Annotated in this window: 24 protein-coding genes; 21 read left to right on the top strand and 3 right to left on the bottom strand. The window is 36.6% G+C overall.

Features of this window, described 5'->3' with window-relative positions:
- From HCU67_RS09100 to HCU67_RS09110, 3 genes are all read left to right on the top strand, one after another.
- Nucleotides 1–1,011, top strand: coding sequence for a 4-hydroxyproline epimerase (locus HCU67_RS09100; protein WP_168552319.1), 1,011 nt, complete (start codon nucleotides 1–3; stop codon nucleotides 1,009–1,011).
- Nucleotides 1,012–2,262, top strand: a complete 1,251-nt coding sequence (locus HCU67_RS09105; RefSeq protein ID WP_168552320.1) for an NAD(P)/FAD-dependent oxidoreductase — start codon at nucleotides 1,012–1,014, stop codon at nucleotides 2,260–2,262. It begins immediately after the preceding gene.
- A 78-nt stretch (nucleotides 2,263–2,340) separates the two neighbouring features.
- Complete coding sequence (locus HCU67_RS09110; protein WP_168552321.1) at nucleotides 2,341–3,273, top strand: hypothetical protein; 933 nt, start codon at nucleotides 2,341–2,343, stop codon at nucleotides 3,271–3,273.
- Nucleotide 3,274: 1 nt separating this feature from the next.
- Here the strand turns inward: HCU67_RS09110 and HCU67_RS09115 are convergent, their stop codons facing one another.
- Nucleotides 3,275–3,916 (bottom strand): alpha/beta hydrolase, encoded by a 642-nt coding sequence (locus tag HCU67_RS09115; RefSeq protein WP_345890705.1) that lies wholly within the window; start codon nucleotides 3,914–3,916, stop codon nucleotides 3,275–3,277.
- Between the two features lie 74 nt (nucleotides 3,917–3,990).
- Between HCU67_RS09115 and HCU67_RS09120 the strand changes: the two genes are divergently transcribed.
- The 9 genes from HCU67_RS09120 (at nucleotide 3,991) to HCU67_RS09160 (ending at nucleotide 13,428) form a co-directional block, all read left to right on the top strand.
- Nucleotides 3,991–4,416, top strand: a complete 426-nt coding sequence (locus tag HCU67_RS09120) for a PaaI family thioesterase (protein ID WP_168552323.1) — start codon at nucleotides 3,991–3,993, stop codon at nucleotides 4,414–4,416.
- Nucleotides 4,394–5,449 carry a chorismate-binding protein gene (locus tag HCU67_RS09125; RefSeq protein WP_168552324.1) on the top strand — a complete coding sequence of 352 codons (1,056 nt, stop codon included), beginning with the start codon at nucleotides 4,394–4,396 and terminating at the stop codon, nucleotides 5,447–5,449. The genes HCU67_RS09120 and HCU67_RS09125 overlap by 23 nt, the downstream gene beginning before the upstream one ends.
- 36 nt (nucleotides 5,450–5,485) lie before the next feature.
- A complete protein-coding gene (menD, locus tag HCU67_RS09130; protein ID WP_345890706.1) occupies nucleotides 5,486–7,228 on the top strand; it encodes a 2-succinyl-5-enolpyruvyl-6-hydroxy-3-cyclohexene-1-carboxylic-acid synthase in 1,743 nt (580 codons plus the stop codon).
- Nucleotides 7,229–7,258: 30 nt separating this feature from the next.
- Nucleotides 7,259–7,600, top strand: a complete 342-nt coding sequence (locus HCU67_RS09135) for a DUF2853 family protein (protein WP_168552325.1) — start codon at nucleotides 7,259–7,261, stop codon at nucleotides 7,598–7,600.
- A 65-nt stretch (nucleotides 7,601–7,665) separates the two neighbouring features.
- Complete coding sequence (locus HCU67_RS09140) at nucleotides 7,666–8,496, top strand: CvfB family protein (protein ID WP_168552326.1); 831 nt, start codon at nucleotides 7,666–7,668, stop codon at nucleotides 8,494–8,496.
- Nucleotides 8,497–8,605: 109 nt separating this feature from the next.
- Nucleotides 8,606–9,208, top strand: coding sequence for an SPOR domain-containing protein (locus HCU67_RS09145; protein WP_168552327.1), 603 nt, complete (start codon nucleotides 8,606–8,608; stop codon nucleotides 9,206–9,208).
- Entirely contained in the window at nucleotides 9,209–10,117 is a 909-nt protein-coding gene (gene menA, locus HCU67_RS09150; RefSeq protein WP_168552328.1) for a 1,4-dihydroxy-2-naphthoate octaprenyltransferase, read from the top strand.
- 34 nt (nucleotides 10,118–10,151) lie between these two features.
- Nucleotides 10,152–10,913, top strand: coding sequence for a LytR/AlgR family response regulator transcription factor (locus HCU67_RS09155; protein WP_168552329.1), 762 nt, complete (start codon nucleotides 10,152–10,154; stop codon nucleotides 10,911–10,913).
- A gap of 544 nt (nucleotides 10,914–11,457) precedes the next feature.
- Complete coding sequence (locus HCU67_RS09160; RefSeq protein WP_168553469.1) at nucleotides 11,458–13,428, top strand: sensor histidine kinase; 1,971 nt, start codon at nucleotides 11,458–11,460, stop codon at nucleotides 13,426–13,428.
- 1 nt (nucleotide 13,429) lies between these two features.
- Here HCU67_RS09160 and HCU67_RS09165 read toward each other — a convergent pair whose 3' ends face one another.
- Nucleotides 13,430–14,224, bottom strand: a complete 795-nt coding sequence (locus tag HCU67_RS09165; protein ID WP_168552330.1) for an SDR family oxidoreductase — start codon at nucleotides 14,222–14,224, stop codon at nucleotides 13,430–13,432.
- Nucleotides 14,225–14,255: 31 nt separating this feature from the next.
- Between HCU67_RS09165 and HCU67_RS09170 the strand changes: the two genes are divergently transcribed.
- The 7 genes from HCU67_RS09170 (at nucleotide 14,256) to HCU67_RS09200 (ending at nucleotide 22,442) form a co-directional block, all read left to right on the top strand.
- Nucleotides 14,256–15,308: an o-succinylbenzoate synthase gene (locus HCU67_RS09170; protein WP_168552331.1), complete on the top strand. Its 1,053-nt coding sequence runs from the start codon at nucleotides 14,256–14,258 to the stop codon at nucleotides 15,306–15,308.
- Nucleotides 15,299–16,252: a CPBP family intramembrane glutamic endopeptidase gene (locus tag HCU67_RS09175; protein WP_168552332.1), complete on the top strand. Its 954-nt coding sequence runs from the start codon at nucleotides 15,299–15,301 to the stop codon at nucleotides 16,250–16,252. Before HCU67_RS09170 ends, HCU67_RS09175 begins: the two co-directional genes overlap by 10 nt.
- Entirely contained in the window at nucleotides 16,230–17,261 is a 1,032-nt protein-coding gene (locus HCU67_RS09180; RefSeq protein WP_246865748.1) for an AMP-binding protein, read from the top strand. Before HCU67_RS09175 ends, HCU67_RS09180 begins: the two co-directional genes overlap by 23 nt.
- A gap of 98 nt (nucleotides 17,262–17,359) precedes the next feature.
- Entirely contained in the window at nucleotides 17,360–17,983 is a 624-nt protein-coding gene (locus tag HCU67_RS09185; protein ID WP_168552334.1) for a TonB-dependent receptor plug domain-containing protein, read from the top strand.
- A gap of 46 nt (nucleotides 17,984–18,029) precedes the next feature.
- Nucleotides 18,030–19,376, top strand: a complete 1,347-nt coding sequence (locus HCU67_RS09190) for a M24 family metallopeptidase (RefSeq protein ID WP_168552335.1) — start codon at nucleotides 18,030–18,032, stop codon at nucleotides 19,374–19,376.
- A 77-nt stretch (nucleotides 19,377–19,453) separates the two neighbouring features.
- The gene (locus HCU67_RS09195; protein WP_168552336.1) at nucleotides 19,454–21,250 is read left to right on the top strand and encodes a carboxypeptidase-like regulatory domain-containing protein; all 1,797 of its coding nucleotides are present in this window, start codon (nucleotides 19,454–19,456) and stop codon (nucleotides 21,248–21,250) included.
- A gap of 4 nt (nucleotides 21,251–21,254) precedes the next feature.
- Nucleotides 21,255–22,442: a carboxypeptidase-like regulatory domain-containing protein gene (locus HCU67_RS09200; RefSeq protein ID WP_168552337.1), complete on the top strand. Its 1,188-nt coding sequence runs from the start codon at nucleotides 21,255–21,257 to the stop codon at nucleotides 22,440–22,442.
- Between the two features lie 3 nt (nucleotides 22,443–22,445).
- Here the strand turns inward: HCU67_RS09200 and HCU67_RS09205 are convergent, their stop codons facing one another.
- Nucleotides 22,446–24,074: an acyl-CoA carboxylase subunit beta gene (locus HCU67_RS09205; protein ID WP_168552338.1), complete on the bottom strand. Its 1,629-nt coding sequence runs from the start codon at nucleotides 24,072–24,074 to the stop codon at nucleotides 22,446–22,448.
- A gap of 44 nt (nucleotides 24,075–24,118) precedes the next feature.
- Between HCU67_RS09205 and HCU67_RS09210 the strand changes: the two genes are divergently transcribed.
- Nucleotides 24,119–25,114: a Gfo/Idh/MocA family protein gene (locus HCU67_RS09210; protein WP_246865749.1), complete on the top strand. Its 996-nt coding sequence runs from the start codon at nucleotides 24,119–24,121 to the stop codon at nucleotides 25,112–25,114.
- Nucleotides 25,115–25,183: 69 nt separating this feature from the next.
- Complete coding sequence (locus tag HCU67_RS09215; RefSeq protein ID WP_168552339.1) at nucleotides 25,184–25,366, top strand: CAL67264 family membrane protein; 183 nt, start codon at nucleotides 25,184–25,186, stop codon at nucleotides 25,364–25,366.
- Nucleotides 25,367–25,377 lie beyond the last annotated feature (11 nt).

Here is a 25,377-nt window from a genome sequence, read left to right on the forward strand (position 1 = left end):
ATGGCTGAGTTCGTCTTTGATTGTATTGATGCCCATACTTGCGGTAATCCGGTTAGGTTGGTCAAAACCGGCGGACCGAAATTGGTTGGAGAAAACATGAATGAAAAACGGCTTCATTTCATGAAGGAATTCGATTGGATTCGTACCGGCCTAATGTTTGAACCTAGGGGTCATGACATGATGAGTGGCAGTATTCTCTATCCGCCACATGATCCTGAAAATGACTTTTCCGTTCTTTTCATTGAAACTAGTGGTTGCCTACCCATGTGTGGACATGGCACTATTGGCACAATAACCATTGCACTAGAGGAGGGGATTATCACCCCAAAGACCGAAGGCAAAATAAAAATGGAAGCACCTGCTGGCTTAGTGGATATTGAATACAAATTGACTCAGGGTAAGGTAGAATGGGTCAAATTGACCAATGTCAGCAGTTTTTTAGTTGAATCAGGTTTGGAGATTGAGTCTCCAACTTTGGGAGAATTGAATTTCGATGTTGCCTATGGAGGAAATTTCTATGCGATTTTTGACTCACAAAAGAACTTTCCAGGTTTACAAGAATTTACAGCTACAGAATTGGTTACAATGGCTCGAGAACTTCGAAGCTTAATTAATGAAAAGTATTCTGGTAGATTTATACATCCAGAAATCAAATCAATTAAAGGTGTTTCACATATTATGTGGACAGGTAAGACTTTAAACCTAAAATCTTCAGGCCGAAATGCAGTTTTTTATGGTGATAAAGCTATTGATCGTTCTCCCTGCGGTACTGGAACATCGGCAAGAATGGCGCAGTTGTATTCAAAAGGGAAACTTTCTTTGGGAGAGGAGTTTGTTCATGAAAGTTTTATCGGATCCACCTTTGTTGGTGAAATTGAAAGGGAAACAACATTAGGTAAATTTCAAGCTATAGTACCAAGTATTAAAGGATGGGCAAAAGTTTATGGTAGAAATACCATTACAATTGATTCAGAAGATGACCCTTATGCCCATGGATTCCAAGTAGTATAAATGGGAAAGAAAGTTGTAATTATCGGCGGTGGAATTGTAGGATTATGTTGTGCCTATTACCTGCAAAACGAAGGTCATAATGTAATCCTTGTTGACAAGTCTTCTATGAATTCTGGCGCAAGCTATGTTAATGCTGGTTATCTCACACCGAGTCATATTGTGCCACTTGCTGCACCGGGTATGATTTCAAAAGGATTGAAATACATGTTCAATTCTGCTAGTCCATTTTACATGAAACCTCGTTTAGAGTCCGATTTTTTAAAGTGGGCCTGGGCATTTAAAAAATCATCCACTCCAAGAAAGGTTAAAACTGCGATGCCTATCATACGTGACATAAATTTATTAAGCCGTGATTTATATGATGATTTGAAAAACAATCCAGATTTGGGTGGTTTTCACTACGAACGCAAAGGCCTATTGATGTACTTTCAGACCAATAAGGAAGGTGACCATGAAATCAAAACATCTCAAGAAGCCAAAAAATTAGGCTTGGAATCTAATATTTTGGACAAAGAAGGAATTAAAGAAGTGGAAACCGGTGTTTCTGTGAATGCCATAGGTGCTGTGCATTATCACTGTGATGGCCATACCACACCCGTGAATTTCATGGAAAAAATGAAATCCTATCTTCTGGCAAATGGAGTGCAAATACTAAAAGATACTGAAGTCGTTGATTTCGGTATTGAAGCACAAAAATTGAAATCCATAAAAACTAAAACAGAAGAAATCGATGCAGACCACGTTGTTTTTGCGGCAGGCAGTTGGACCAAGAATTTATCAAGAAAACTTGACTTGAATTTACTATTGGAAGCTGGTAAAGGATACCGAATTGATGTATCGGAGTCTACGGGCATTACAATGCCCGCGATTTTGCTAGAGGCAAAAATGGCCGTAACACCAATGCAAGGCTTTACAAGATTTGCAGGAACAATGGAATTTTCAGGAGTTAATCACCATATTCGAAAAGAACGGGTCGATGCTATTGCTAGCGGCGCAGAAGAATTTTATGAGGGCCTGAAGATTGCAACTGAATTCAAACAATCAGCGCAATGTGGTCTACGCCCAGTGAGTCCTGATGGCCTTCCTTACATAGGACCTGTTAAAAATCTAAAGAATTTAACAATTGCCACTGGCCATGCAATGATGGGATGGAGTCTGGGACCGGCAACAGGTAAGTTGGTTGCGGAGCTAGTTTCAGAAAAAAAACCATCCTTAGACATCTCCCCGTATCACCCTTTACGTAAATTTTAGACTAGTAAAGCATTCATTTTTCGATAAGTGGTATCGTTATTGCTTTTATTCCATTGAGAATCAAGCTAATTTTGAACTATGGCAAAAAAGTACTCCCTTTTTTTAATTACACTGCACATTGTGTTTTCCATACATAGTCAAGTTGTTGAAACACTCAGACTATCTGATTTTGACCTAAAAGGTAACGTTAAGTCTTGTATGGTCTTAACTGATTATGGGAAGGAATTGCTTGAGTTTGATAAAAAAGGTCGTTTGGAGAAAATTGTTACTCAATACAACGAAAATGACCAGGATATTACCCAATTCAAGTATCTGGATGGGATTTTAGTTGAAAAGCGATTGGAGAGTTATAAAAATGGTAAGCTTGACTTGCAGACCTCAATGGCGAATTTCTATGAATTCGATACCATTTCGGAATCAAAACGAGTAGTTGAAAAAATCATTTCCTATGATAAGGCATTCTTCGAAGAACAAGAATTTTTCCTAAATGACAATGATAAAGTAGAGAAGATAATCACATCTCATGGCGATGGTGTTGATGAAAAGCAAATTGAATATTCTGACTTTAAAGGTGAACAGACCACAACGACATTCTTAAATGGTGTTATAGAAAACTCAATCAGAAAATCTAAGAAAAAGATGAAAAATGGAGAGGAATCTATATTTGAGTTAACCAAGGATTTTGTTGATGGTGAACCAGAAAAAGCAATCGAGAAACAGTATAATGCCAGTGGTAATTTGATTTCTGAAGAATTTTTTGATTATGACATTGAAAAAAAACAATTCGTTTCAACAGAAAAGCGAATTATGAAATATTCAAAGGAAGGGGTTTTGGAGAAAGAGGTAGTGTTGCGCGGTAACGCAACTTCCGAAAGGTTTTTCATTTTCCAATTTGATAACAATGAAGAACGGAACTGGGTTAAAAAAATTACGACCCCCGAGAATTCATATACAACCCGCAGGATTATTTATTATAAATCTGAGGATGTTTTTGCAAAAACAATGAATTAAATCATTTGTTAGAGACTAGCTCAGCAATTAGGTTTGGTTTCATTTCATGTCCCCCTTCAAAACTTAAGATTTCCGCTTTGTTCTGAAAAAGGGATTCTATTTTCTTTTTTTCAGTTTCCAGTCTTTTTTCAGTTAAGAAAAAGTCTGAATTACCATATATAAAAGTGACTTTTGTATCCTCAAAATTGAGATATTCAAAATTTTCCTTGGTTAATTCATTCGGAATACCACCTGCGTAGAGAATTATATTCTTTGGTTGTATTTGTCGCATTGCCATCCATCGGGTGAGTATAGAAACTCCTTGAGAAAATCCGAATAAAACAAGGTTTTTTGAATTTATGATTCCTTCGTTTTCCACCACTGCATCCAAATAGGCAAAATTATTCTGCAACTCGTCTTTGGTATCAATTTTAGTCAGCCAGCTGGCACCTACATATTTATATTCATTTTTTAAATAGTACTTTGAAGGTGCTTGTGGTGCTATCACATAATTTTCTAAGGGATTAAGATTTTCGAAATATTTTAGAAAGTATTTGCTTAGATATCCAATTCCATGAAATACCAACCAAATACTTTTTGTTGTATTATTATTTTCAAACATTGTTTCATACGAATTTGAGGTATTGTATGAAACTCTCTTCACATCTTTTGTCATGCGATTAAAAGTAGCAAGTTCCTTTTGATTTGTGAATATGTACCTTTGAAAAAAAGCTGTAAATGGAAGCACACAAGGCCAAAATTCTTGAGGTATGTAATGGCATTCGCAAGAATACCTTAATGGAGACACTTGATATCGAATATGTTGATGTGGGCGAAAATTTTTTAATAGCAAGAATGCCTGTATCTCCAAGAGTTTATCAACCAGACGGTGTTTTACATGGTGGTGCCACCGTAGCACTTGCGGAAAGTGTTGGCAGTGCTGCGTCCTACGTTTTTTTGGATGGAAATAAGTTTTTTGTTCGCGGCATAGAAATCGCTGCTAATCATGTAAAAGGAATTCGTGAGGGATTTGTTTATGCTAAAGCATCAATTCTCCATAAGGGTAGAACAACACAATTATGGGAAATTCGGGTGACAGATGAAGAAGGTGCACTAATATCGAACTGTAAATTGACAACCATTGCCCTCCCAAAAGAAGGATAGTTCAGAACAAAAAATCAGCAGGCATTTAGATGCAAGGCTACCAATGGTAATGTACCGTTTACCCTTGGAAACAAAGGTAAATTGCGTTTTTCAGAGTAATTCAAAATTAAATTTCCTAGATCGCTATAACCAAAAGGGCTTCATTTTTGCACCATTTGACACAGACAAGAAAGAAATAGTACTCTTTAAAGCCGACGAAACTCTTGAATATCATTTCGATAGTCTTGAGGTTCTGGACAATGGCAAGAGTTTTTCTAAGAAAGAGGACTTAGATTTTCATCTAAGGTTAATTGAGAAGTCGATTGAACGCATACGTGATGGGAGCTTAAAAAAAGTAATTGCATCTCGGTCTATAAATGTTACTTGTGATATTTCGGCTGTTGTATTATTTAAGAGACTTTTACAAAACTATCCAACTGCTTTTTGTTATTTATTGTATCATCCAAAAGTAGGAACTTGGCTGGGTGCAAGTCCTGAATTATTGGTTTCCGTTAAAGGATTGGAATTCAAAACAACTTCTTTGGCTGGCACCTTGCCAGTGAATGGTTCTTATTTGCCAAAATGGACATCAAAGGAATTACAAGAACAGCAATTGGTTACTGATTTTATTCAAGATGAATTGCAACACTTAGCATTACCTTTAAAAATATCCAAAGTCGAAAATTACAAAGCCGGCAAACTTTGGCATTTAAAATCAGTTTTGACTGGTAAACTCAATTCATTTGAACAGTTGAAGAAGGTTATTGAAGCTTTGCATCCTACTCCGGCCGTTTGCGGTTTACCTAAAAGAAATGCTAAGGAATTTATTCTTGCCAATGAGAATTATGACCGTGATTTTTATACCGGTTTTTTGGGAGAATTAAATATGTCCGAATCTAATTCAGCAAATATTTTTGTTAATCTCCGATGCATGAAACTAGAAGAGGGATTAGCAAAAATATTTGTTGGCGGGGGAATAACAATCGATTCTGTTCCCCAAAACGAATTACAAGAGACCATTGCAAAAAGCAGCACAATGTTGGATTTACTATAAAGTTGGTTTAAGAATGATTCCATACTTATTTTTGTAATGATGAAATATTCAGCTATCCCTTCTGCCAAAAATCTTGTTCTGGCTTTTAAGGAAAAGGGTATCAAAGACATCGTTATTTCACCTGGCTCTAGGAATGCACCATTGATTTTAAGTTTCACTGCGGATTCCTTTTTTAATTGTTTCAGTATTGTTGACGAACGCTCTGCGGCATTTTTTGCATTGGGCATGGCACAAAACCAAAAAAGGCCAGTAGCAGTTGTATGTACCTCGGGTAGTGCCTTATTGAATTACTACCCAGCAGTGGCAGAAGCATATTATAGTGATATTCCATTATTAGTGGTTTCTTCTGATAGACCACCTTATAAAATTGATGTTGGTGACGGTCAAACGATAAGGCAAGACAACGTTTTTGATAGGCATATCGGTTATTCTGCTAATTTAAAACTTGACGTTTCCCACGCGACTAAAAAGATACAGGAATACCAACCAGATTTGCTGCAGTCTACCCAAAAAGATGTTGATAAATTCAATTTAAAAGAATTGGAAACAGCTCTAGATATTGCATTGATTGATATGTTACCGGTTCATATCAATATTCCATTTGAGGAACCTTTGTACGAATTGCAAGAATTGGAGTCTAGACCAACGCTTTTATCCAATAGAAAAGGCCTTGCAACTGAATCCAAACAAAGTTTTATTGAATTCGCAGATAAATGGAAAGCTGCATCGAAAAAAATGGTTTTGGTTGGCGTGAATTATCCCAATGAAATCGACCAAAGTTTACTCGATATATTAGCAAAAGACCCTTCAGTTATTGTCTTTACAGAAACTACGTCGAACCTTCATCATCCGGAGTTTTTCGCAAGTATTGATAGTATTATTTTCCCCATAGAGAAATCTGCCGGCCAAGATGATTTGTTTAAGAATCTTCAACCTGAAATTCTATTGACATTCGGTGGTTTAGTTGTTTCAAAGAAGGTTAAGGCCTTTCTTAGAAAATATCGACCAAAAGAACATTGGCATATAAATGAGATCAGAGCTTTTGATACCTATTTTTCGTTGACCGAACATGTTAAAACGAATCCTGAGAAGTTCTTAAGGGCAATCCTCAAAGATGCCAATGTTACCCATAGCGATTACGCAAAGCACTGGAAAGTCAAGAAGTTGAACTATCGTAAAAAACGAGCACAATATCTTAAGGAGGTTCCTTTTACAGATTTTTCAGCTTTTCACATTATTCTCCAAAACGTACCAAAGAATTATCAATTGCAATTATCAAACAGTTCGGTTGTTAGGTACGCTCAATTGTTTGATGTAGTCCCAACCTTAAAAGTTTTTTGCAACAGAGGCACCAGTGGAATAGACGGAAGTACCTCTACTGCGATTGGTGCTTCGTATTATGAAACCAGTCCGACGCTATTAATAACAGGTGATTTAAGTTTTTTCTATGATAGTAATGCCCTTTGGATTAATTATATCAAGAGCGATTTTAGAATCATACTAATGAATAATTCAGGGGGAGGCATTTTTAGAATCCTTCCAGGGAATGATGGTTCAGAAACGTTTGAACGATATTTTGAAACCAAGCAAAATCTAAATGCAGAACACCTTTGTCATCAATATGGGTTGGAATATTTAAAATGCGGTAACAAACAACAATTGGAAAATTCACTTAACACCTTTTTTAAGCCATCTGCGAAGCCCCGTGTACTTGAAATTTTTACTCCTAGGGAACTAAATGACAAAATTTTGCTCGGTTATTTCGATTTTATATCTTAGGCAACAGTCATAACAATTTAAACACATACCATGAGCAAAAGAGACGAATTAATTGAAAAATATGCGGCTGACATCAAAGAAAAGTTTGGTGAATCGCCCGATATGGATTTATTAACCAAAGTTACTGTAGGCCTTGGTCCCGCAATTTATAATCTAGATGCATCGAAAGTTTCTGGAAGCGACGAAAAAGAGTTGGAAACAGTAAAAAACAATTACTTGATTAAAAAGTTGGGCTTAAGTGATAGCCCGGATTTAATGACAGCGATAAATTCCGTAATCGAGAAATATGGTCGTTCTGAAAAGAACAAGCATCGTGCGGTTATTTACTACCAATTGTGCAGGCATTTTAGCAAACAGTCTGTTTACAATTAAACAGTTAAAATATTTGAATTTAAACCGTCCTTTTTTTGGGACGGTTTTTTTATCTACAAAATTTAATGATTAAAATAGGTGAATACAACATTCTCAAACCTGTAAGAAATACCAGTGTTGGTGTATTTTTAGGTGATGATGAAGGCACTGAAATTCTATTACCGAATAAGTACGTTCCAAAAGACTTTGAATTTGAAAAAAGCCTTGAGGTATTTTGCTATTTAGACCATGAAGAAAGGCCCGTAGCGACCACTTTAACACCAAAGATAAAAAGGGATGCATTTGCTTATTTAGAAGTTGCCGACATCAATAAATTCGGAGCTTTTCTTGATTGGGGTTTGGAAAAACAGCTTTTTGTACCGTATCGCGAGCAGCATGAAAAGATGGAGGTTGGAAAGGCCTATTTGGTATATTGTTTTTTGGATGAAAAGTCTTTTCGCATAGTGGCCTCTTCTAGATTGGATAAGTTTCTTTCCAATCAAGAAGTAAATTTTAAAGTTGGTGATGAGGTTAATCTTACCTTTTGGAGAAAAACCAATCTTGGTTGGGAGGTAATTGTAAACAAAAACAACAAGGCATTAATTTACCATGATGCAATTTTTGGCAAAGTAGATAGTGGCTTTCGTACCAAAGGTTTTGTAAAAAAGATTAGAGAAGACGATAAAATTGATGTCTCTCTGCAGCCTGAAGGGATTCGAATGTTGGAACCAACTGCCGACTTAATTTATAATGAACTCATAGAAAGGGGGGGGTACCTTAAAATGAACGACAAATCAAGTCCTGAAGAAATAAGATTGGTTTTCGGAATTAGTAAAAAGGCTTTTAAAAAAGGACTGGGTGTGCTCTATAAGGCTAAGAAGATTATATTTGAGAATGAGGGTATTAGAAGTACATAAATCGATAGAATTTGTTTTTCATCGATTATTCATACGATTTTGTCTATGTTAGCGATAAAATTTTAATAAGAAAAATCAACTTAGCAAAAAACAAAACCCCCCAACCAAAATGCCATTTATAGAAGAAAACGATTTACTAGATCTTCATAAAGATATAGACAAGGCTCAAAGCATGAACGAAAAGCTTTTGGACCAGATTAAAATTAAAAATAAGGACTTCAAAAAAATCAAATTACAGCGCAACCTCTTATTAGGGTTTACCGTTTTTGTAATCGTAGGATTTTTGGCTTTAACATCCTTTACAGCAGGTTTGAGCTTTACCAATTCCAAAACCAACCAAGACAATATGGTTTTGCACTCTCTTGATAGTTTGGAAGCCTATAAAGCGAGAATAGCCAACCTTAAAGAACAAAACCAAGAGTTGAGTTTGGTGAAAGAGTTTTATCTGGCGAAGGAATTTTTACAGAAAGAAATCGTCTACTCCGTTCAAATTAAGTCTTTTGCCGAAAACAACGTTAGTCTTACTTCAGATGCATTGACGAATACTTTATTTTCAAAGGCAAACCCTTATTATTCCTATTCAATAGGTACATTTGAGACCTTGGCAGAAGCGCAAGACCTTAGAAAACATTTGGTTGAAGCTGGGATAGAAGACGCTTTCGTTGCCTCATACAAAAACGGTAAGCGATTAAAAATTGAAGCTCCTTTTTAATTGAACAAAATTCTCATTTGGCTAAAAGCTGCAAGGTTAAGAACCTTACCATTATCCCTTTCTGGAATTATAGTAGGTACAGCTATGGCCAATGCCAAAGGCTTTAATGATATCTTGGTCTTCATTTTAGCTCTTTCTACCACGGTAGCTTTTCAAATAACATCAAATTTCGCCAACGATTATGGTGATGGTACAAAAGGTACTGATGACGAAAATAGAATAGGGCCAAAGCGAGTTTTGCAAAGTGGTTTATTGAGCAAATCAGCACTAAAAATTGGAATTCTGATTTCAATCACCATTAGTTTATTTCTTTCTGTCATATTATTGTATTCAGCCTTTGGCAACGAAAACTTTGGTCTGTTAATTATATTTTTATTGTTGGCAATCGGGAGTATATGGGCGGCAATACGATATACTGTTGGAAAAAACCCATATGGATATCAGGGGTTAGGCGATTTGTTTGTTTTTCTCTTTTTTGGAATTTTAGCTGTCGTTGGTGCCGAATTTCTCTTTACAAAAAGAGTAGAGTGGTTGACCTTTTTACCGGCAATAACAATAGGTTTATTGAGCACGGCTGTTTTAAATCTTAATAATCTTCGTGACCACACACAAGATAAAGTTCACGGAAAAAGTACACTTGTGGTAAAGATGGGATTTCGAAAGGGTAAGGTTTATCATAACCTTATTGTAATTTTAGCCTTCTTGGCCTTGATTTGCTATCATTTACTTAGTCAGCTTTCAATAGAAAGTGGATTTTATTTTTTGGCCTTTCTTCCGATTTTCATACATCTAAGGAAATTGAATAAAATATCTGAACCACGCAAAATAGATCCAGAGTTAAAAAAAGTTGCTCTGAGCACCTTTTTGCTGTCGATACTCTTCTATTTTGCTGTAAATTATTTTTATTAATTTTGATTATAAATCTCTCAAAACCAAGACTAATTTGGAACACCCCATTAAAATTTTAATAGTAGAAGATAACGTTATCATAGCCGATGACATGCAGTCAATGCTCGAAGAGATTGGTTATGAAGTAGTTGATAACGTTATTGTTTATGAGCAGGCCATTGAGGTCTTAAAGAACAACCACGTTGATTTGGTGTTAATTGACATCATATTGGCATCCGACAAAACCGGTATAGATTTGGGCAGGCATATACGTGAAGTATATAACATTCCATTCATTTTCGTTACCTCGAATTCTGATAAAGCGACTGTTGAAAATGCTAAAACGGTAAAACCTGATGGCTACTTGGTGAAGCCATTTGAACAACAGGATCTCTATACTTCAATTGAGATTGCACTTTCTAATTTTAATTATGCACAAAAGAGTCAAGCTGGTGTAGGAAGTGCGGTTCAAGAAGCTGATGATAGTTTTTCGTCAAATTCCATATTGAAAGATTCTATATTCGTTAAAAAACAACACTTGTATTACCGAATACAGTTTGGTGACATTCAGTTCATCAAAGCAGATAATGTGTATTTGGAAGTGAATACTGTTGATAAAAAGTTTTTGGTTAGGTCACCTTTGAAGGATTATTTGGAGAAGTTGCCTAAAAACAAGTTTTACAGGGCTCATAAGTCATACATTGTTAATGTTGATCATATTGATGCCATTAATTCTAAGGATATAATGATAAACAATACTCTTATACCGATTTCAAAGGATTTTAAAGAGTTTATAATATCTTCCATGAATTCTTAAGAAAAGACTTTTAACTGAAATTGTAAAAATGCCCTCATTAGGGCATTTTTTTTATTCAATAATTTCAATAAAAACTTTTTGCTCAGTTCACAACAGTTTTTTCTTGTTTCACAACAATATTTTCTTTCTGCTAAATCATTAAGATAAATTAGTAGTGTAATTGATATTCAAATCAATACTTAAAAAGAGTAATTTTTTCATTTTCATATAGTGTTCTCGTAGAAGGGCCTTGCAAATCGCAAGGCCTTTTTTTTACAACAACATTAGGTGATTTTACAACAGTTTATAGCAATTACACAACATTTTTAATAGAACCCAAGGCTTGTATTTATGAATTTTTGACTTTTACATTTGGTGAATACCATAATAAATGGGACCCCTTAGATGTTTTTAGATAATTCTAATTTTAAAAGACTTGTATTTACATGGCTTCTTTTTTTAACTAAATTGTTGAATATTAGAATATTGCTCGAAAGAAATAATAATGGTTTGATGACGTTTTATTAAAAAACACCGGATACCTTACTAATGTTTATGAATGAATATGCTGCGTAGAGCTTTAGCATCCTTTTTAATTACATACTTTTTTCCTTTTTTGATTTTCAGTCAGGAGGACGATAAAATTGTTCAAATAACAGATGATCCACTCGTTCAGTTTCAAAGAAAAGAAACACCGACTAACAAGTTCAATTACTTTTTATCAATAGAAAACCCTTATGCCGAAAGTTCTGCCTACGATTGGTTGGAGACTTTAAATGTTTATATAGATAGTTCACAAAAGACCAATGATTCAATTACCGTTCGACTCTATAAAATATTAAATGCTGAATTATATAACCATCTAAAGGATTATACAAAAAGTCTAGCAGTTGCAAGGGAGGTTTATGCCCAAATGGAGGGTCTTTCAGAGGAACAGCAAGAGTTCTTGCTTGATGTCATGGATAGGAACTATCAGGCCCTAAAAATGTTTGATAAGCAGATTGAAATTAGAACCTTAAAACAAACCAAAGGGTTTACTAATAAGATTAAATTTTACGATGTCTATGCTGAAATGGGTCTTTACAGAAAGGCTATGGATCAATACATAATGGATGAGCAGGGCACAATTAATGAAAGTGATTTTTTGGGTAAGGCCGTACACCGAAATAAAATCGGTAACTACTTAAGACTAGATAATTCTCCATCAACGGCAATTAATGAATTTAATAAAGCATCTGGGTTTTTAGAGGTCTACAATAGTGATATTTCATCTGACAAAACACAAGAGGCTTTGAATCAAAGTGCTTTGTTGGGCCTACAAATCAAAGGTAACATTGGTAAAAGTATGGTTGATTTAGGAGAATCTAGAGATGCTATTCCTTATTTGCAAGAGAGCATTGAAGGACTTAAAAAATTGGATTCGCCTGAGTATTCCGAAGACCTAATCGATAATGCACTGTCTTTAGCTGAGGCACATATTGATTTAGGAAATGTCAGGACAGCTAAGAGACTTTTGGATTCGTATACCGAACTAAACTCCTTAGACCAAGAACAAAAAAGAAATCGACTTCTGGGCAACTACTATGACAAAATTGAAAATTTTAGAAGTGCTTCTGTATTTTATCGCAGAAACGATAAGCTTTTGGATTCGCTACGGCAAAACGAGCAGTCCATTCTAAAACAACAATTAGGTGTAATTGTTGGAACCAATGATGTAGAGAATCAAATTACTCAAATGCAAGAGCAAAAGGCCGAGCTTGAAAAAATGAAAGGCGAGGTTAAAAACCGTGATGAGCGCTTTAATTTGGTTATTATTTCATTGATATTTACGTTATTAGGATTTGCAGGATTGATTTTCGCGTATTTGAACAGTATTAAGAACCAGCGATTAATTGAAAAGCAAAAATTCATAATCGAAGACTCTTTAAAGGAGAAAGAATCCTTACTTAAGGAGATTCACCATAGAGTTAAAAACAATCTTCAAATGGTCTCAAGTCTTTTGAGTCTTCAAACTAAGAATACCAAAAATAAGTCTGCAATTTTAGCCTTGGAAGAAGGAAAAAGTAGGGTTAAAGCGATGGCCTTAATCCATCAAAAATTATATCAGAACGAAGATTTATCCGTAATCGAAATGCAGGGTTACATCGAAAGTTTGATAAACAGTGTCCAGTCCGTATATAAAAAAGGAGGGCATAATATTTCAATAACCATTGATGCCGAAGGAACTGAATTGGATATTGATAGGGCAATCCCTTTTGGTTTGATTCTAAACGAACTGGTATCAAATACGTTTAAATACGCTTTTCCTAAAAGTGATGAAAACGGCAAAATATACATTCATCTCAGGAAGAATGGTAATAAGGGTGGTTATTTTGAATATTCGGATAATGGTGTGGGACTACCAGATGGCCTAAATGAAAGAACCAATTCTTCAATGGGAATACGATTGATAAACCGTTTGGTCAACCAACTACAATCAACTTTGAATATCGATCAAAATTCAGACGGGGTGAGGTTCTGGTTCAATTTTGTGTAGTTTACCTAACATCACTTCGCAACACTACCTTGTGCAGCATTCTCGGAAAAAATCGCTTCAGGTATATTCCTGAAACCTCTTTTTTTCCAATGTAAGCTTCAAACTTTTCTTTTTCAATCGCGCTAATCATTCTTTTAGCGAAAATATTGGGAGGTAGTCCGTTCTTGGTTTTTTCATCTTCTTGGTTTTGTGGTTTTCCGTCACCAGTAAGTGCATTTATTGCTACATTGGTTTGAACAAAACCAGGGCAAATAAGGGTTACGTTCACACCATCTTTTTCATGTTCCATTCGCAAGCCATCAAAAAAACCATGTAGTGCATGTTTAGCACCACAATAACCTGATCGATAAGGAGAACTGAATTTACCCATCAAACTTGTTACGGTTACAAAATGCCCATTATTTTGACGAATGAAATAGGGGAGAAGAGCTTTAGTCAACGCGACAGTACCTAGATAGTTAACGTCTATTAATTTTTTATAGATTTCAAACTCTGTTTCAGCAATAAGAGAACGTTGACTAATTCCAGCATTATTAATCAAATAATCAATAGTTCCAAATGAGGACCAGGCTTGTTCTGTAATATTTGGAGCGCCTTCAAAATCAAGTAGGTCCAATGCTAAAATTTTAATGTTATTCGGATTTTGACAATTGTTTCGAACAAGTTCAAGTTCTTCATTCTTTCTTGAGGAAAGAATAAGTTTACATCTCTTTTTATCCAACTCATATGTTAGTGCTTCACCAATACCGGATGAAGCTCCTGTTATCCAAACGACTTTACCATCTATTTTTCCCATGGATTGAAATATAGCTATTTTTAAACTCTTTATGGAAGCCTTATACAAAAAGCACGTTCTGAATTTTAAAAGACCAAGTGGTACTTCAAGGGGCATTATGACCGATAAAGAAACTTGGTTCTTGATTTTAAAGGATGAAAATAAATTTGGTATTGGTGAGTGTGGAATACTACGAGGATTAAGTATTGATGATAAACCGGATTATGAACAAAAGTTGCGATGGACTTGTGAAAACATTTCGATGGGTATTGACAAGTTGCTTCCTGAACTCATTGAATTTCCCTCCATTCAATTTGGATTGGAGCAAGCATTTCTTTCGCTTAAGGCAGCTACACCTTACAATCTTTTTGCCTCGGAATTCAATCAAAATGAATCCCCCATTGCTATTAATGGTCTAGTTTGGATGGGTGACGAATCGTTCATGCACGAACAAATTGAGGAGAAGCTCGTAGGTGGATTCAATTGTATTAAAATGAAAGTTGGTGCGATTGATTTTGAAAAGGAGCTAAAATTGCTTTCTTCCATAAGAACTCGATATAATTCTGAAGTTATTGAGTTGCGTGTTGATGCGAATGGAGCTTTTGATAAGGACAATGCCCTTTCTAAACTAAAACAATTGTCACAATTCGATTTGCATTCCATAGAACAGCCCATCAAGCCAAAACAATGGGAGGTAATGCAGGAGTTGTGTAAACAATCCCCTTTGCCCATAGCATTGGATGAAGAATTAATAGGTGTCTTTGAGAAAACCGAAAAGCAAAAATTATTGGAATTCGTAAATCCGCAATACATCATCCTAAAGCCTAGCCTTATTGGTGGATTTAGAGGGGCAGAAGAGTGGATTGAGATTGCTGAAGAATTGAAAATTGGATGGTGGGTAACCAGTGCTTTGGAAAGTAATGTTGGTTTGAATGCCATTGCGCAATGGACTTACACCCTAAAAAGTAGTATGCCACAAGGTTTGGGAACAGGTAGTTTATTTACAAACAACTTTGATTCGCCGCTACAAGTTGCTGAAGGACAGCTTATTTATAGAAATGACCTATCTTGGCAGCCGAATTTAATTGAAGATTTATGTATATAGAGCAGGGGTATCGCGGAGATTTGGGAATGTGGAAATACTTTATTATCCCAGTTGGCTTTTTAGGTTTTATGGTTTTGAATTTTCTCGCTGTATTGGCTTCAGACGTTCCGGTTGATGTAATGATGAACCAGATGATTGAACAATTGGGGGTAAATGTAGTTCTAGCCATGAATCTTGGTTTTCTTGCCATTGGGTTATTTGTGGTCTTGGGTTGGACAAAATTGATTCATCCGCAGTCAATAACTTCATTAACTACTTCAAGAAAAAGAATAGATTGGAAAAGAGTTTTAACCGCATTTTTTATTTGGGGAGGACTTACTGCCACATTTGCCCTAGTGGATATATTAGCAGTATCACCTGAAGATTATATTTGGAATTTCAATCTGAACAAGTTTTTGGTTTTATTGGTTATTGCCATTTTACTCGTACCATTACAAACCAGTTTTGAAGAATACCTGTTTAGAGGTCATATGATGCAAGGTCTAGGTATTTTGGCTAAGAATAGATGGGTGCCACTGGTAATTACTTCAACTCTTTTTGGTTTGATGCATATCGGAAATCCAGAAATTGGAAAAATAGGATATATAGCACTTATCTATTACATCGGAACAGGTTTCTTTCTCGGGATAATTACTTTGATGGATGAAGGGCTTGAACTTGCCTTGGGCTTTCATGCAGCAAACAACTTGATTGGATTGTTGATAGTTACTTCTGATTGGGGGGCATTACAAGCAGACTCAATTTTTAGAAGTACAGCTGAGCCGGGCGCTGCCGTTCTTTCAGAAATTTTATTTCCAGTATTAATCGTATTTCCTATACTACTCTACATATTTGCCCGAATTTATAAATGGAGCGGTTGGAATGAAAAACTATTCGGAAGGGTTCAATCCAAAGAAGAATTTCTAGCTTTGGAAGATGCAGATGCACCCGAACTTCAAGCTTAATAGGAGTCAATTTACAGAAGAAGACTTAGTAGAAGTTGCCATAAGTTTTATAAAGGAGGGGGAACCCTTTGAAAAAGCCATTGGTGATTTTATATGTGATTGGTTTTCAAAGAATGACTTTGTAGAAGTTCAAACCTCAGGTTCAACAGGTAAGCCAAAAACAATTCGCATTGAGAAAAGATTCATGGTAAACTCTGCCTTAGCTACCGGATCGTTTTTCAATTTGAATGCGGGTGACACTGCCTTACTTTGCCTTCCTGCTGAATTTATAGCCGGCAAAATGATGTTGGTTCGGGCCATGGTATTAGGATTACATCTCGATTTTGTATCTCCAAGCTCTAGTCCTTTGCAAGAAAATAAAAGCGATTATGATTTTTGTGCAATGGTTCCCTTGCAAGTAGAAAACTCAATCGAAAATCTTCATCGATTGAACAAGCTCATTATTGGTGGGGCACCAATTTCAAATTCTCTTAAAAACAAGCTCGGTAATCTTGAAACCAAGTTTTTCGAAACCTATGGAATGACTGAGACCATTACCCACATTGCCGCAAAAAGATTAAATGATGAATTCTTCAAAGTTTTACCAGGTGTTTCTGTTTCGATTGATGACCGGGGTTGTCTGGTCATAAACGCTCCAATAATTTCGAAAACAGAAGTTGTAACCAATGACCTCGTAACAGTCGACTCTGAGTCTAGTTTCAAATGGTTGGGCAGATTTGACAACATAATTAACTCCGGTGGGGTAAAACTTATTCCTGAGGTAATTGAAAAGAAACTCTCTTCAGAAATCAAAGGGCGTTTCTTTGTTTCAGGAGTACCAGATCATACATTAGGAGAAAAGCTCATTCTTGTAGTAGAAGGCCAAGAAGTGCCGAAATTAAAAGAAGCATTATCAACCTTGCCTAGCTTAAAGCGTTTTGAGCTACCGAAATCCATTCATTTTATCCCGTATTTTAAAGAGACCGGGAGTGGAAAAATCAACCGGACGAAAACACTGGAATTATTGTAATGGAAACTTTACTCAATAAAAGAGGTGCTTCCCTAATTCTCGATTTTTAAGACGCCACCCTTCATGTAGGTTTGTTTAAATCATAAACAATTTCTGACATGAAAACGATAAGTACATTTTTAGCCCTGTTTTTGGGTTTAGTAACTATGAATGCTCAAAATGTAAATCCAGCCCAAAATAAATCGAAGGTTGTCATACGTTGTGGTAGTAGTTTTAATGAAAACACAGAACCGCTATATGTAGTTGACGGATTAGTGATGTCAAGTAAAGAAATCCAAAAAATCTCACCGGATGATATTGTTTCAACACAGTTCCTTAAAGTACCATCTAAAAGTTTTTGTGGTATTCGAGGACAAAACGGAGTTGTACTTATTGAAACAAATCTTCAAAGCCGTAAAAAAAGTGTTGTCCCAAAATGCAGCGTAAATGTCCTTCCATTTAAAGAGTATTGTATCCAAAATCAGAATTGGACATTACAACAAGACATTTTCAACGCATTGCAGTCCAGTGTAGCTTCTTTACAGTTAGACAATAAGAGCCCACTTTTAAAAAAACCTTCTCTCAGAATACGTGGTCAGGAGATTACTACGGTTATCCTTGATGGTATTCGGTACGATGCTTCTGTTCTGAATGCATTGAATCCTGAGGATGTCGAATCCATAAAAATCGCCCCATCTGTAGCAGCAGTCAACTACTATGCAAATGCTAGTAATATTCAGTAGAACTAACTAACCCGAATTTTGTACTTTGAAATAAAATTCGGGTTATATGAAACATCTTCTTTTTGTAGTCTTGTCGATTCTCTTTCATGTTACGTTCGCGCAGCAGATTCTTCCTGAAATTGAAAGAGCGAGAGTTATTGATGAAATTTTGGCTGATCGATTCAATAATTTGCTTCCAGGTTTAATGGATGAGACAGATATTGATATGTGGATATTGATATCACGAGAATACAATGAAGATCCCGTATTGAAAACCATGTTACCAGCCACATGGTTGAATGCTCGCAGGAGAACTATTTTGGTCTTTTTTCGCGACCAAGCAAAAGACACCATTCATAAACTCGCTGTTGCACGATACAATGTTGGCGAAAATATTGAATCAGCATGGGATAAAGAGAAAGAACCCAATCAATGGAAAAGGCTTGTTCAATTGATAGAAGAACGAAATCCTAAAAAGATTGGATTAAATTTTTCAAAAGATTTCAATATCGCAGATGGTTTGGTCAAAACAGATCATGAGGAGTTCCTACAAAATCTTCCGAAGAAATATCATAGTAAGGTGGTATCTGCAGAACAATTAGCTGTGCGTTGGATTGAAACCCGTACTGAACGTGAAATGGTCATTTACAATCAATTGGTCAACATCACCCATGATATTATTGCCGAGGCATTTTCTGAAAAGGTTATAACGCCAGGGATTACCAAGACAGGTGAAGTAGAGTGGTGGATGCGACAAAAAATTACGGATTTAGGCCTAGAAACATGGTTTCACCCAACTGTTGACGTACAGAGAACCAGTGAAGACCTACAGGGTCATTTGTATTCATTTTCAGGTCGGCCAGATGATATGGTAATTCTCCCAGGAGACCTATTGCATTGTGACATGGGCATAACTTATTTACGACTGAATACAGACTGTCAAGAACTGGCATATGTTTTAAAACCTCAGGAGACTCAAGCACCTGACTTTTTACAAAAAGCGTTTAAAGAGGGGAATAGGGTTCAAGATTTTTTAACGAAGAATATGATTAAAGGGCGAACCGGTAACGAAATTTTGGCTAAATCGCTCGCTGATGCTAAAGCAGTAGGTCTTCGACCGGCTATTTATACCCATCCATTAGGGCTTTACGGACATTCCGCTGGTACCACTATCGGCATGTGGGATGCCCAAGGTGGTGTGCAAAAGGATGACGGTGAAAATTATCCGCTCAATTACGATACCGTTTATGCAATTGAATTAAATACAACAGTAACGATTCCGGAGTGGAAGCGAGATATTAGAATAATGTTGGAAGAGGCAGGATTTTATGGTGAAAATGGGTTTCGTTATGTAAATGGGCGACAAACAGAATTCTTACTAATACCAAGAGTTAAGCCCCATAAAAGCAACTAGTTAAGTTGTTAAATTTTTCTTTAGGCTTTAAGTTTTTGAGTTTTTCTTCAGTATTTTAAAAAGAAAAAATTATTGCTATGAAAAAAGTATTTCTAACACTCCTTTTGGCACTGCCATTTATGCTTACGGGGCAGGCCGATGGAGTCAAAAAAGTGATCGGCAAGGTTACCGACGGAAAAAACCCTATTGAAAACGTAAACATTTCAATAGTTGATGGTGACAATGCCACAACTACCCGACAAGACGGGTCTTATGAAATTGAGGTTTCCGTTGGTGATAAATTGCAGTATTCGTATACAGGCCTTCGCACTATCCGAATCAAAATTGAAGATGTGACTAGGGTGCTGAATCCAGTAATGGTACCAGATGTAACCGAGCTCGATGAGGTTACCGTGGCGGCAAGCAAACGTCGTTCACAGCGTGATATGGAAGAAGATTATTCGATAAATAAAAACATCATTAGAACGGCATGGGGTTTTTTAGATGCTGATAGGGCAGCGGGTAATGTGAGATTGTTGTCTGAAGAAGAAATAAATCCGGTATCTCTTTGCATTTTGGACTTACTCCGTAATCGATTTCCTGGAGTTCAGGTGACTGGATCATGTACAACAGGTGCACAAACTCCTAATATCGGAGCGATTGGGGACCAAAGGTTACAGATTGGAGGACAGGTTAGGATTCGGCCCGGTAATAGTATAGAAAGTGCATTACCTGCCGTATTTGATGTTGATGGACAAATTTTCAGGGATGTTCCTATTTGGCTCGATGTAAATCAAATCAAAAGGATAGCCGTATTAAACAACTTTGCCACAACAGCTTCGTATGGTTCACTGGGTGCGGGTGGCGTAATTGTTATAAATACAATTGGTGGAAGCCCTCTAAATAATGAGTTCGTTGACAGGGCAAGATTAAAAAACAACTATGCAGATGGTTTGGAGCTGAGCCCTGAAGAGGTTGCGCAAAATGCTCCAACGTATCTAAAGGAATTTATGAAAAGTCAATCGGTTGAGGAGTCAAAGGCCTTATTTGCGAAGCACCTAAAAATGTATTCAAATTCCCCTTATTTCCTATTGGATGCATATACCCATTTTGTGAACGACCTGAATGAAGAGGATTACGCCGATTCCATTATCGAAAATCATTTCCAACAATATAAAAGCAATCCAGTGTTGATGAAGGCACTTGCCTATACTTATGAGTCCCAGCAACGATTTGAGAAAGCGAATGAAGTTTATAAAGAAGTCTTTATTCTCCGGCCAAATTATGTTCAGAGCTATATGGATATGGCTAATAGTTATCGAAATTTAAGGGAGCCTAAACAGGCGGCATCAATGTATGCTAGATATGAGTATTTGATTGATGAGGGATTTTTAGAACAAGACACTATTGGTTTTGGACCTATGATTTCACGTGAATTCAATAATCTTTTGGCCTTAGAAAAAAATGAAGTACTCCAAGCCGGAAAAGCAAAAAAGCTCTTCATAGCTGATGAGGACTTCAATGGTACAAGATTGGTTTTTGAATGGAATGATGGTGAAGCCGAATTCGATTTACAATTCGTAAACCCAGAAAATCAATATTACAAGTTCAAGCATAATATGTTCGATAGTCCTGAAGTGATTGAGCGGGAAAAGGACTTTGGATATAATGTTAAAGAATATTTAGTAGACGGTTCATTACCCGGTACTTGGCAGGTGAATATAAATTATCAAGGTAATAAGAGTTTAACTCCAACGTATCTCAAGGCAACTATATACTACGATTATGGCTCACGTACTCAGCGAAAAGAGGTTCAGGTTTTTAAATTAACACTTAAAAACGTTAACCAAGAGCTTTTTAAACTCAAGTCTGCTTCGAAACTGGTCTTGAGATAATCGAGTGAAGAATTTAACATATATAGTCTTGTTTATTGCTGCCCAAATATTTGGGCAGCAAGACTATAAAGGGAGAATAGTGGATTCCCAGAGTGGAGTGCCGATCCCCTATGTTAATATTGGTGTTTTCGAAAAGGAAATTGGTACTGTTAGTGATGAAGAGGGTATTTTTCATTTACCTCTAAACAATAGCAGGTTATTACCATCAGACAACATTATCTTTTCTTCTTTAGGCTACCAGACCATTACCATTGCAGTCAGTGAGGTAGAATTGGTTTACAATGAATATCCAGTGATTAAAATGACACCTACCAACCTGCAATTAGAGGGGGTAGTAGTTTCAGATAAAGCAAATTATATGATGCCTGAAACAGTCGGATACTCCAATAGAGGGGAGGAAGTCTATGGATATTGGAAAGATAATATTGCACTCGGAGGTGAATTAGGGACTAAAGTTGTCGTACGTTCAGGTTTGCGACGTCTAGATAATTTTGTTTTTGAGGTTTGGCATAATCCATCTGACAGTCTTTTATTGAGAGTTAATATTTATGATGATGATGGTAGCTTGTCTAGACCAAAAACAAATTTGAACAAATCCGGACAGAACATCTTATACACACTCGGTAAAAACGAGAGAATGGTTTCCGTTGATTTAAAACCATATGATGTTTATGTGGACAATGATTTTATCATATCGCTGGAACTACTAAAAGTCTATGGTGATGAAGAAGTTGGTTTGGTTTTGGCGGCGGTTAAGGATATTTCAAAAGAACGAATGCAATTAGAGAGGCAAGGCTGGACCACTGTTAGTAATGATGGTCATGGTTCATATAGAAAATATGCCAGTCAAGGAAAATGGGAGCGTATTACCGATTTAAATATGGCATATACGGTAGAATCTTCCCTTTTAGTAGATGAGCGAGAATTCGAAAGGTTTAAAAGGAAAAAAGAAAAGACGATAGCCAAAAAGCGTTTTGTAACTGGATTTGCAATCGTAAAAGGAAAGATGATTGCGGGAGTTAAGATTTTCAATCATAGAACCAAACAATCCACCTTAACAGATAAACGGGGTCGTTTTAGTATTGCAGCCAATAAAAATGATTTAATCAGTTTTACCAAAAAAGGCTATGAACCAGTGCGCTATAAAATCAATACAAAACCGACCTTGAACGTTAAGCTTACGCCACTTTAAGGGTTATACTTGTAATACACCTAAGTTAAAGGATTTCTTTATTGGAGCGTGGTTTGCCGCTTCTATGCCCATTGAAATCCAGTTTCTGGTATGTATTGGATTAATAATTGCATCGGTCCAAATTCGCGCTGCTGCATAATACGGGGATACTTGTTGGTCGTAGCGGGATTTTATTTTTTCGAAAAGAGCTTTTTCCTTTTCTTCGTCAAAGGCCTCTCCCTTTTTCTCAAGTGCTGCTTTCTCAATTTGTAGAAGAACCTTAGCGGCGGAATTTCCACTCATTACGGCCAATTCCGCACTTGGCCAGGCACAAATTAATCTGGGATCGTAAGCTTTACCGCACATGGCATAATTACCAGCCCCATAGCTGTTGCCAATGACCACTGTGAATTTCGGCACAACAGAATTGCTGACAGCGTTGACCATTTTAGCCCCATCTTTTATGATACCACCATGTTCACTTTTGCTACCGACCATAAAACCAGTAACATCTTGTAGAAACACCAACGGAATTTTTTTCTGGTTGCAATTCGCAATGAACCGAGTTGCCTTGTCAGCAGAATCCGAATAAATTACCCCGCCGAACTGCATTTCCCCTTTACCACTTTTAACTACTTTTCGTTGATTGGCCACGATTCCAACTGCCCAACCATCAATCCTGGCATAGCCAGTAAGTAAGGTTTTTCCATAACCCTCTTTGTACTGCTCGAACTTTGAATCATCAACAAGTCGTTCAATTATTTCAAGCATATCATATTGATCACTTCTAGATTTGGGCAAAATTCCAAAGAGGTCTTCCGCACTTTTTGCAGGTTCTTTAGCATCAATCTTACTGAATCCAGCTTTCTCAAAATCACCTATTTTACCCATTATGTTTTTAATGGTATCTAAAGCGTCCTTGTCATCTTTTGCTTTATAATCCGTAACACCACTTATTTCGCAATGCGTTGTTGCTCCGCCGAGGGTTTCATTATCTATACTTTCACCAATGGCTGCTTTAACAAGATAACTTCCTGCAAGGAAAATACTTCCTGTTTTGTCAACAATTAAAGCTTCATCACTCATAATAGGCAAATACGCTCCGCCTGCAACACAACTACCCATTACAGCCGATATTTGGGTTATGCCCATACTACTCATTACGGCATTGTTTCTGAAGATCCGGCCAAAATGTTCCTTATCCGGAAAGATTTCGTCCTGCATGGGTAGATAAACTCCTGCACTGTCCACCAAATAAATAATAGGCAGTCTATTTTCGATTGAGATTTCTTGTGCACGTAAGTTCTTTTTACCGGTTATTGGAAACCAAGCCCCAGCTTTTACAGTGGCATCATTGGCCACAACAACACATTGCTTTCCTTGAACATGACCAATTTTTACAACTACACCACCAGAAGGACAGCCTCCATGTTCTTCATACATTCCTTCTCCGGCAAATGCACCAATCTCTATGGCTTTTTCATCATCGTCAAGAAGATATTCTATGCGTTCCCTTGCCGTTAGTTTACCTTTGGCATGGTGTTTTTCGATTCTCTTTTTACCACCTCCCATTTTAACTTGCGCCAAACGCCTTCTCATATCTGAAAGCAGTAATTTATTATGGTCTTCGTTCTTGTTGAAGTTTATATCCATTGCCTCTTTTAATCTTCCTATTTGGATAAAGATAAGCAGTATAAATGATTACTTTTAGCCATATGGAACATATAAAATGGGGCATTGTGGGTCCTGGAAAAATTGCCGCTAAATTCGCCAGTGATTTGAACTTGGTGGAGCATGCTGTTATTGAAGGAGTTGCTTCACGAAATAAAGAAAGGGCCCAGGCTTTTGCATCTGAATTTGGAGTTAATACTGTTTTTGATTCCTATGAAGAATTGTTTAAATCAAAAAGCGTTGATGTTCTCTACATTGCTACTCCTCATGTTTTTCATAAAGAGTTGGCCATACAGGCCATGAAACACGGTAAGCATATACTTTGTGAAAAACCTATGGGTGTGAACAAAAATGAAGTGGTTGAGATGGTCAGATGCGCAAAAGAAAACGGTGTTTTTTTAATGGAGGCCTTATGGTCTAGATTTCATCCAACGATTATTGACATTAAGGGGAAACTGGATAATGAATTGTTGGGCAACATACGATACCTAAATGCAGATTTTGCATTCTTTGCGATGGACAGGGATCAGGAATCAAGATTGTTAAATCCTTCTTTGGCCGGAGGCTCCCTTCTAGATATCGGTATCTATCCTGTTTTTCTTTCATATTTGATATTGGGCATGCCCAAAAAGATTTCTGCAAACGCAACAGTTCTCAAAAATGGCTTAGAAAGTCAAGTTGCCATGCTTTTTGAATATGAAAATGCCCATGCAATACTTTACAGTGGATTTACTAATAATTCAAGAATGTCTGCTGAAATTGCCGGTGAAAGGGGCAATTTTTATTTGGATTCAAGATGGCATGAAGCAAATGGTTATACCTCAGAGATAGATGGAGAACAAATAAAAATTGAATTGCCCAAATGGGGTAATGGTTATACACATGAAATTGAAGAAGTACATAAATGCCTAAAAGTCGGAAAACTTGAAAGCGAATTGTGGAGCTTGAATGATAGTAAAAACCTAATTTCTTTATTGGATGAAATAAGAAACTTGACCAGTATAAAGTTTCCATTTGAATGAATCCATTTGTACCTCCAGCATACTAATCGCATTTTTTGCGATATTTGAAAACTTACAAGGATTTAGATTATGGCAATGAATAAAAATACGGTCTTGGCTTACGCTACAATAATTATGATAATCGTAGGTGTTGGAATGATTGCACTGGGTGCATTTAAATATGATGAGGTCGCTGGATATGGTTTTGGAGCGGTAGGCGTGGGTTTTTTTGCGGTTGCCTGGGTATTTAACGCATTGAAAGGTCGAGTTTAAACAAACCTTAT

Source organism: Croceivirga thetidis (genome assembly GCF_012272815.1).
Taxonomy (GTDB): Bacteria; Bacteroidota; Bacteroidia; order Flavobacteriales; family Flavobacteriaceae; genus Croceivirga; species Croceivirga thetidis.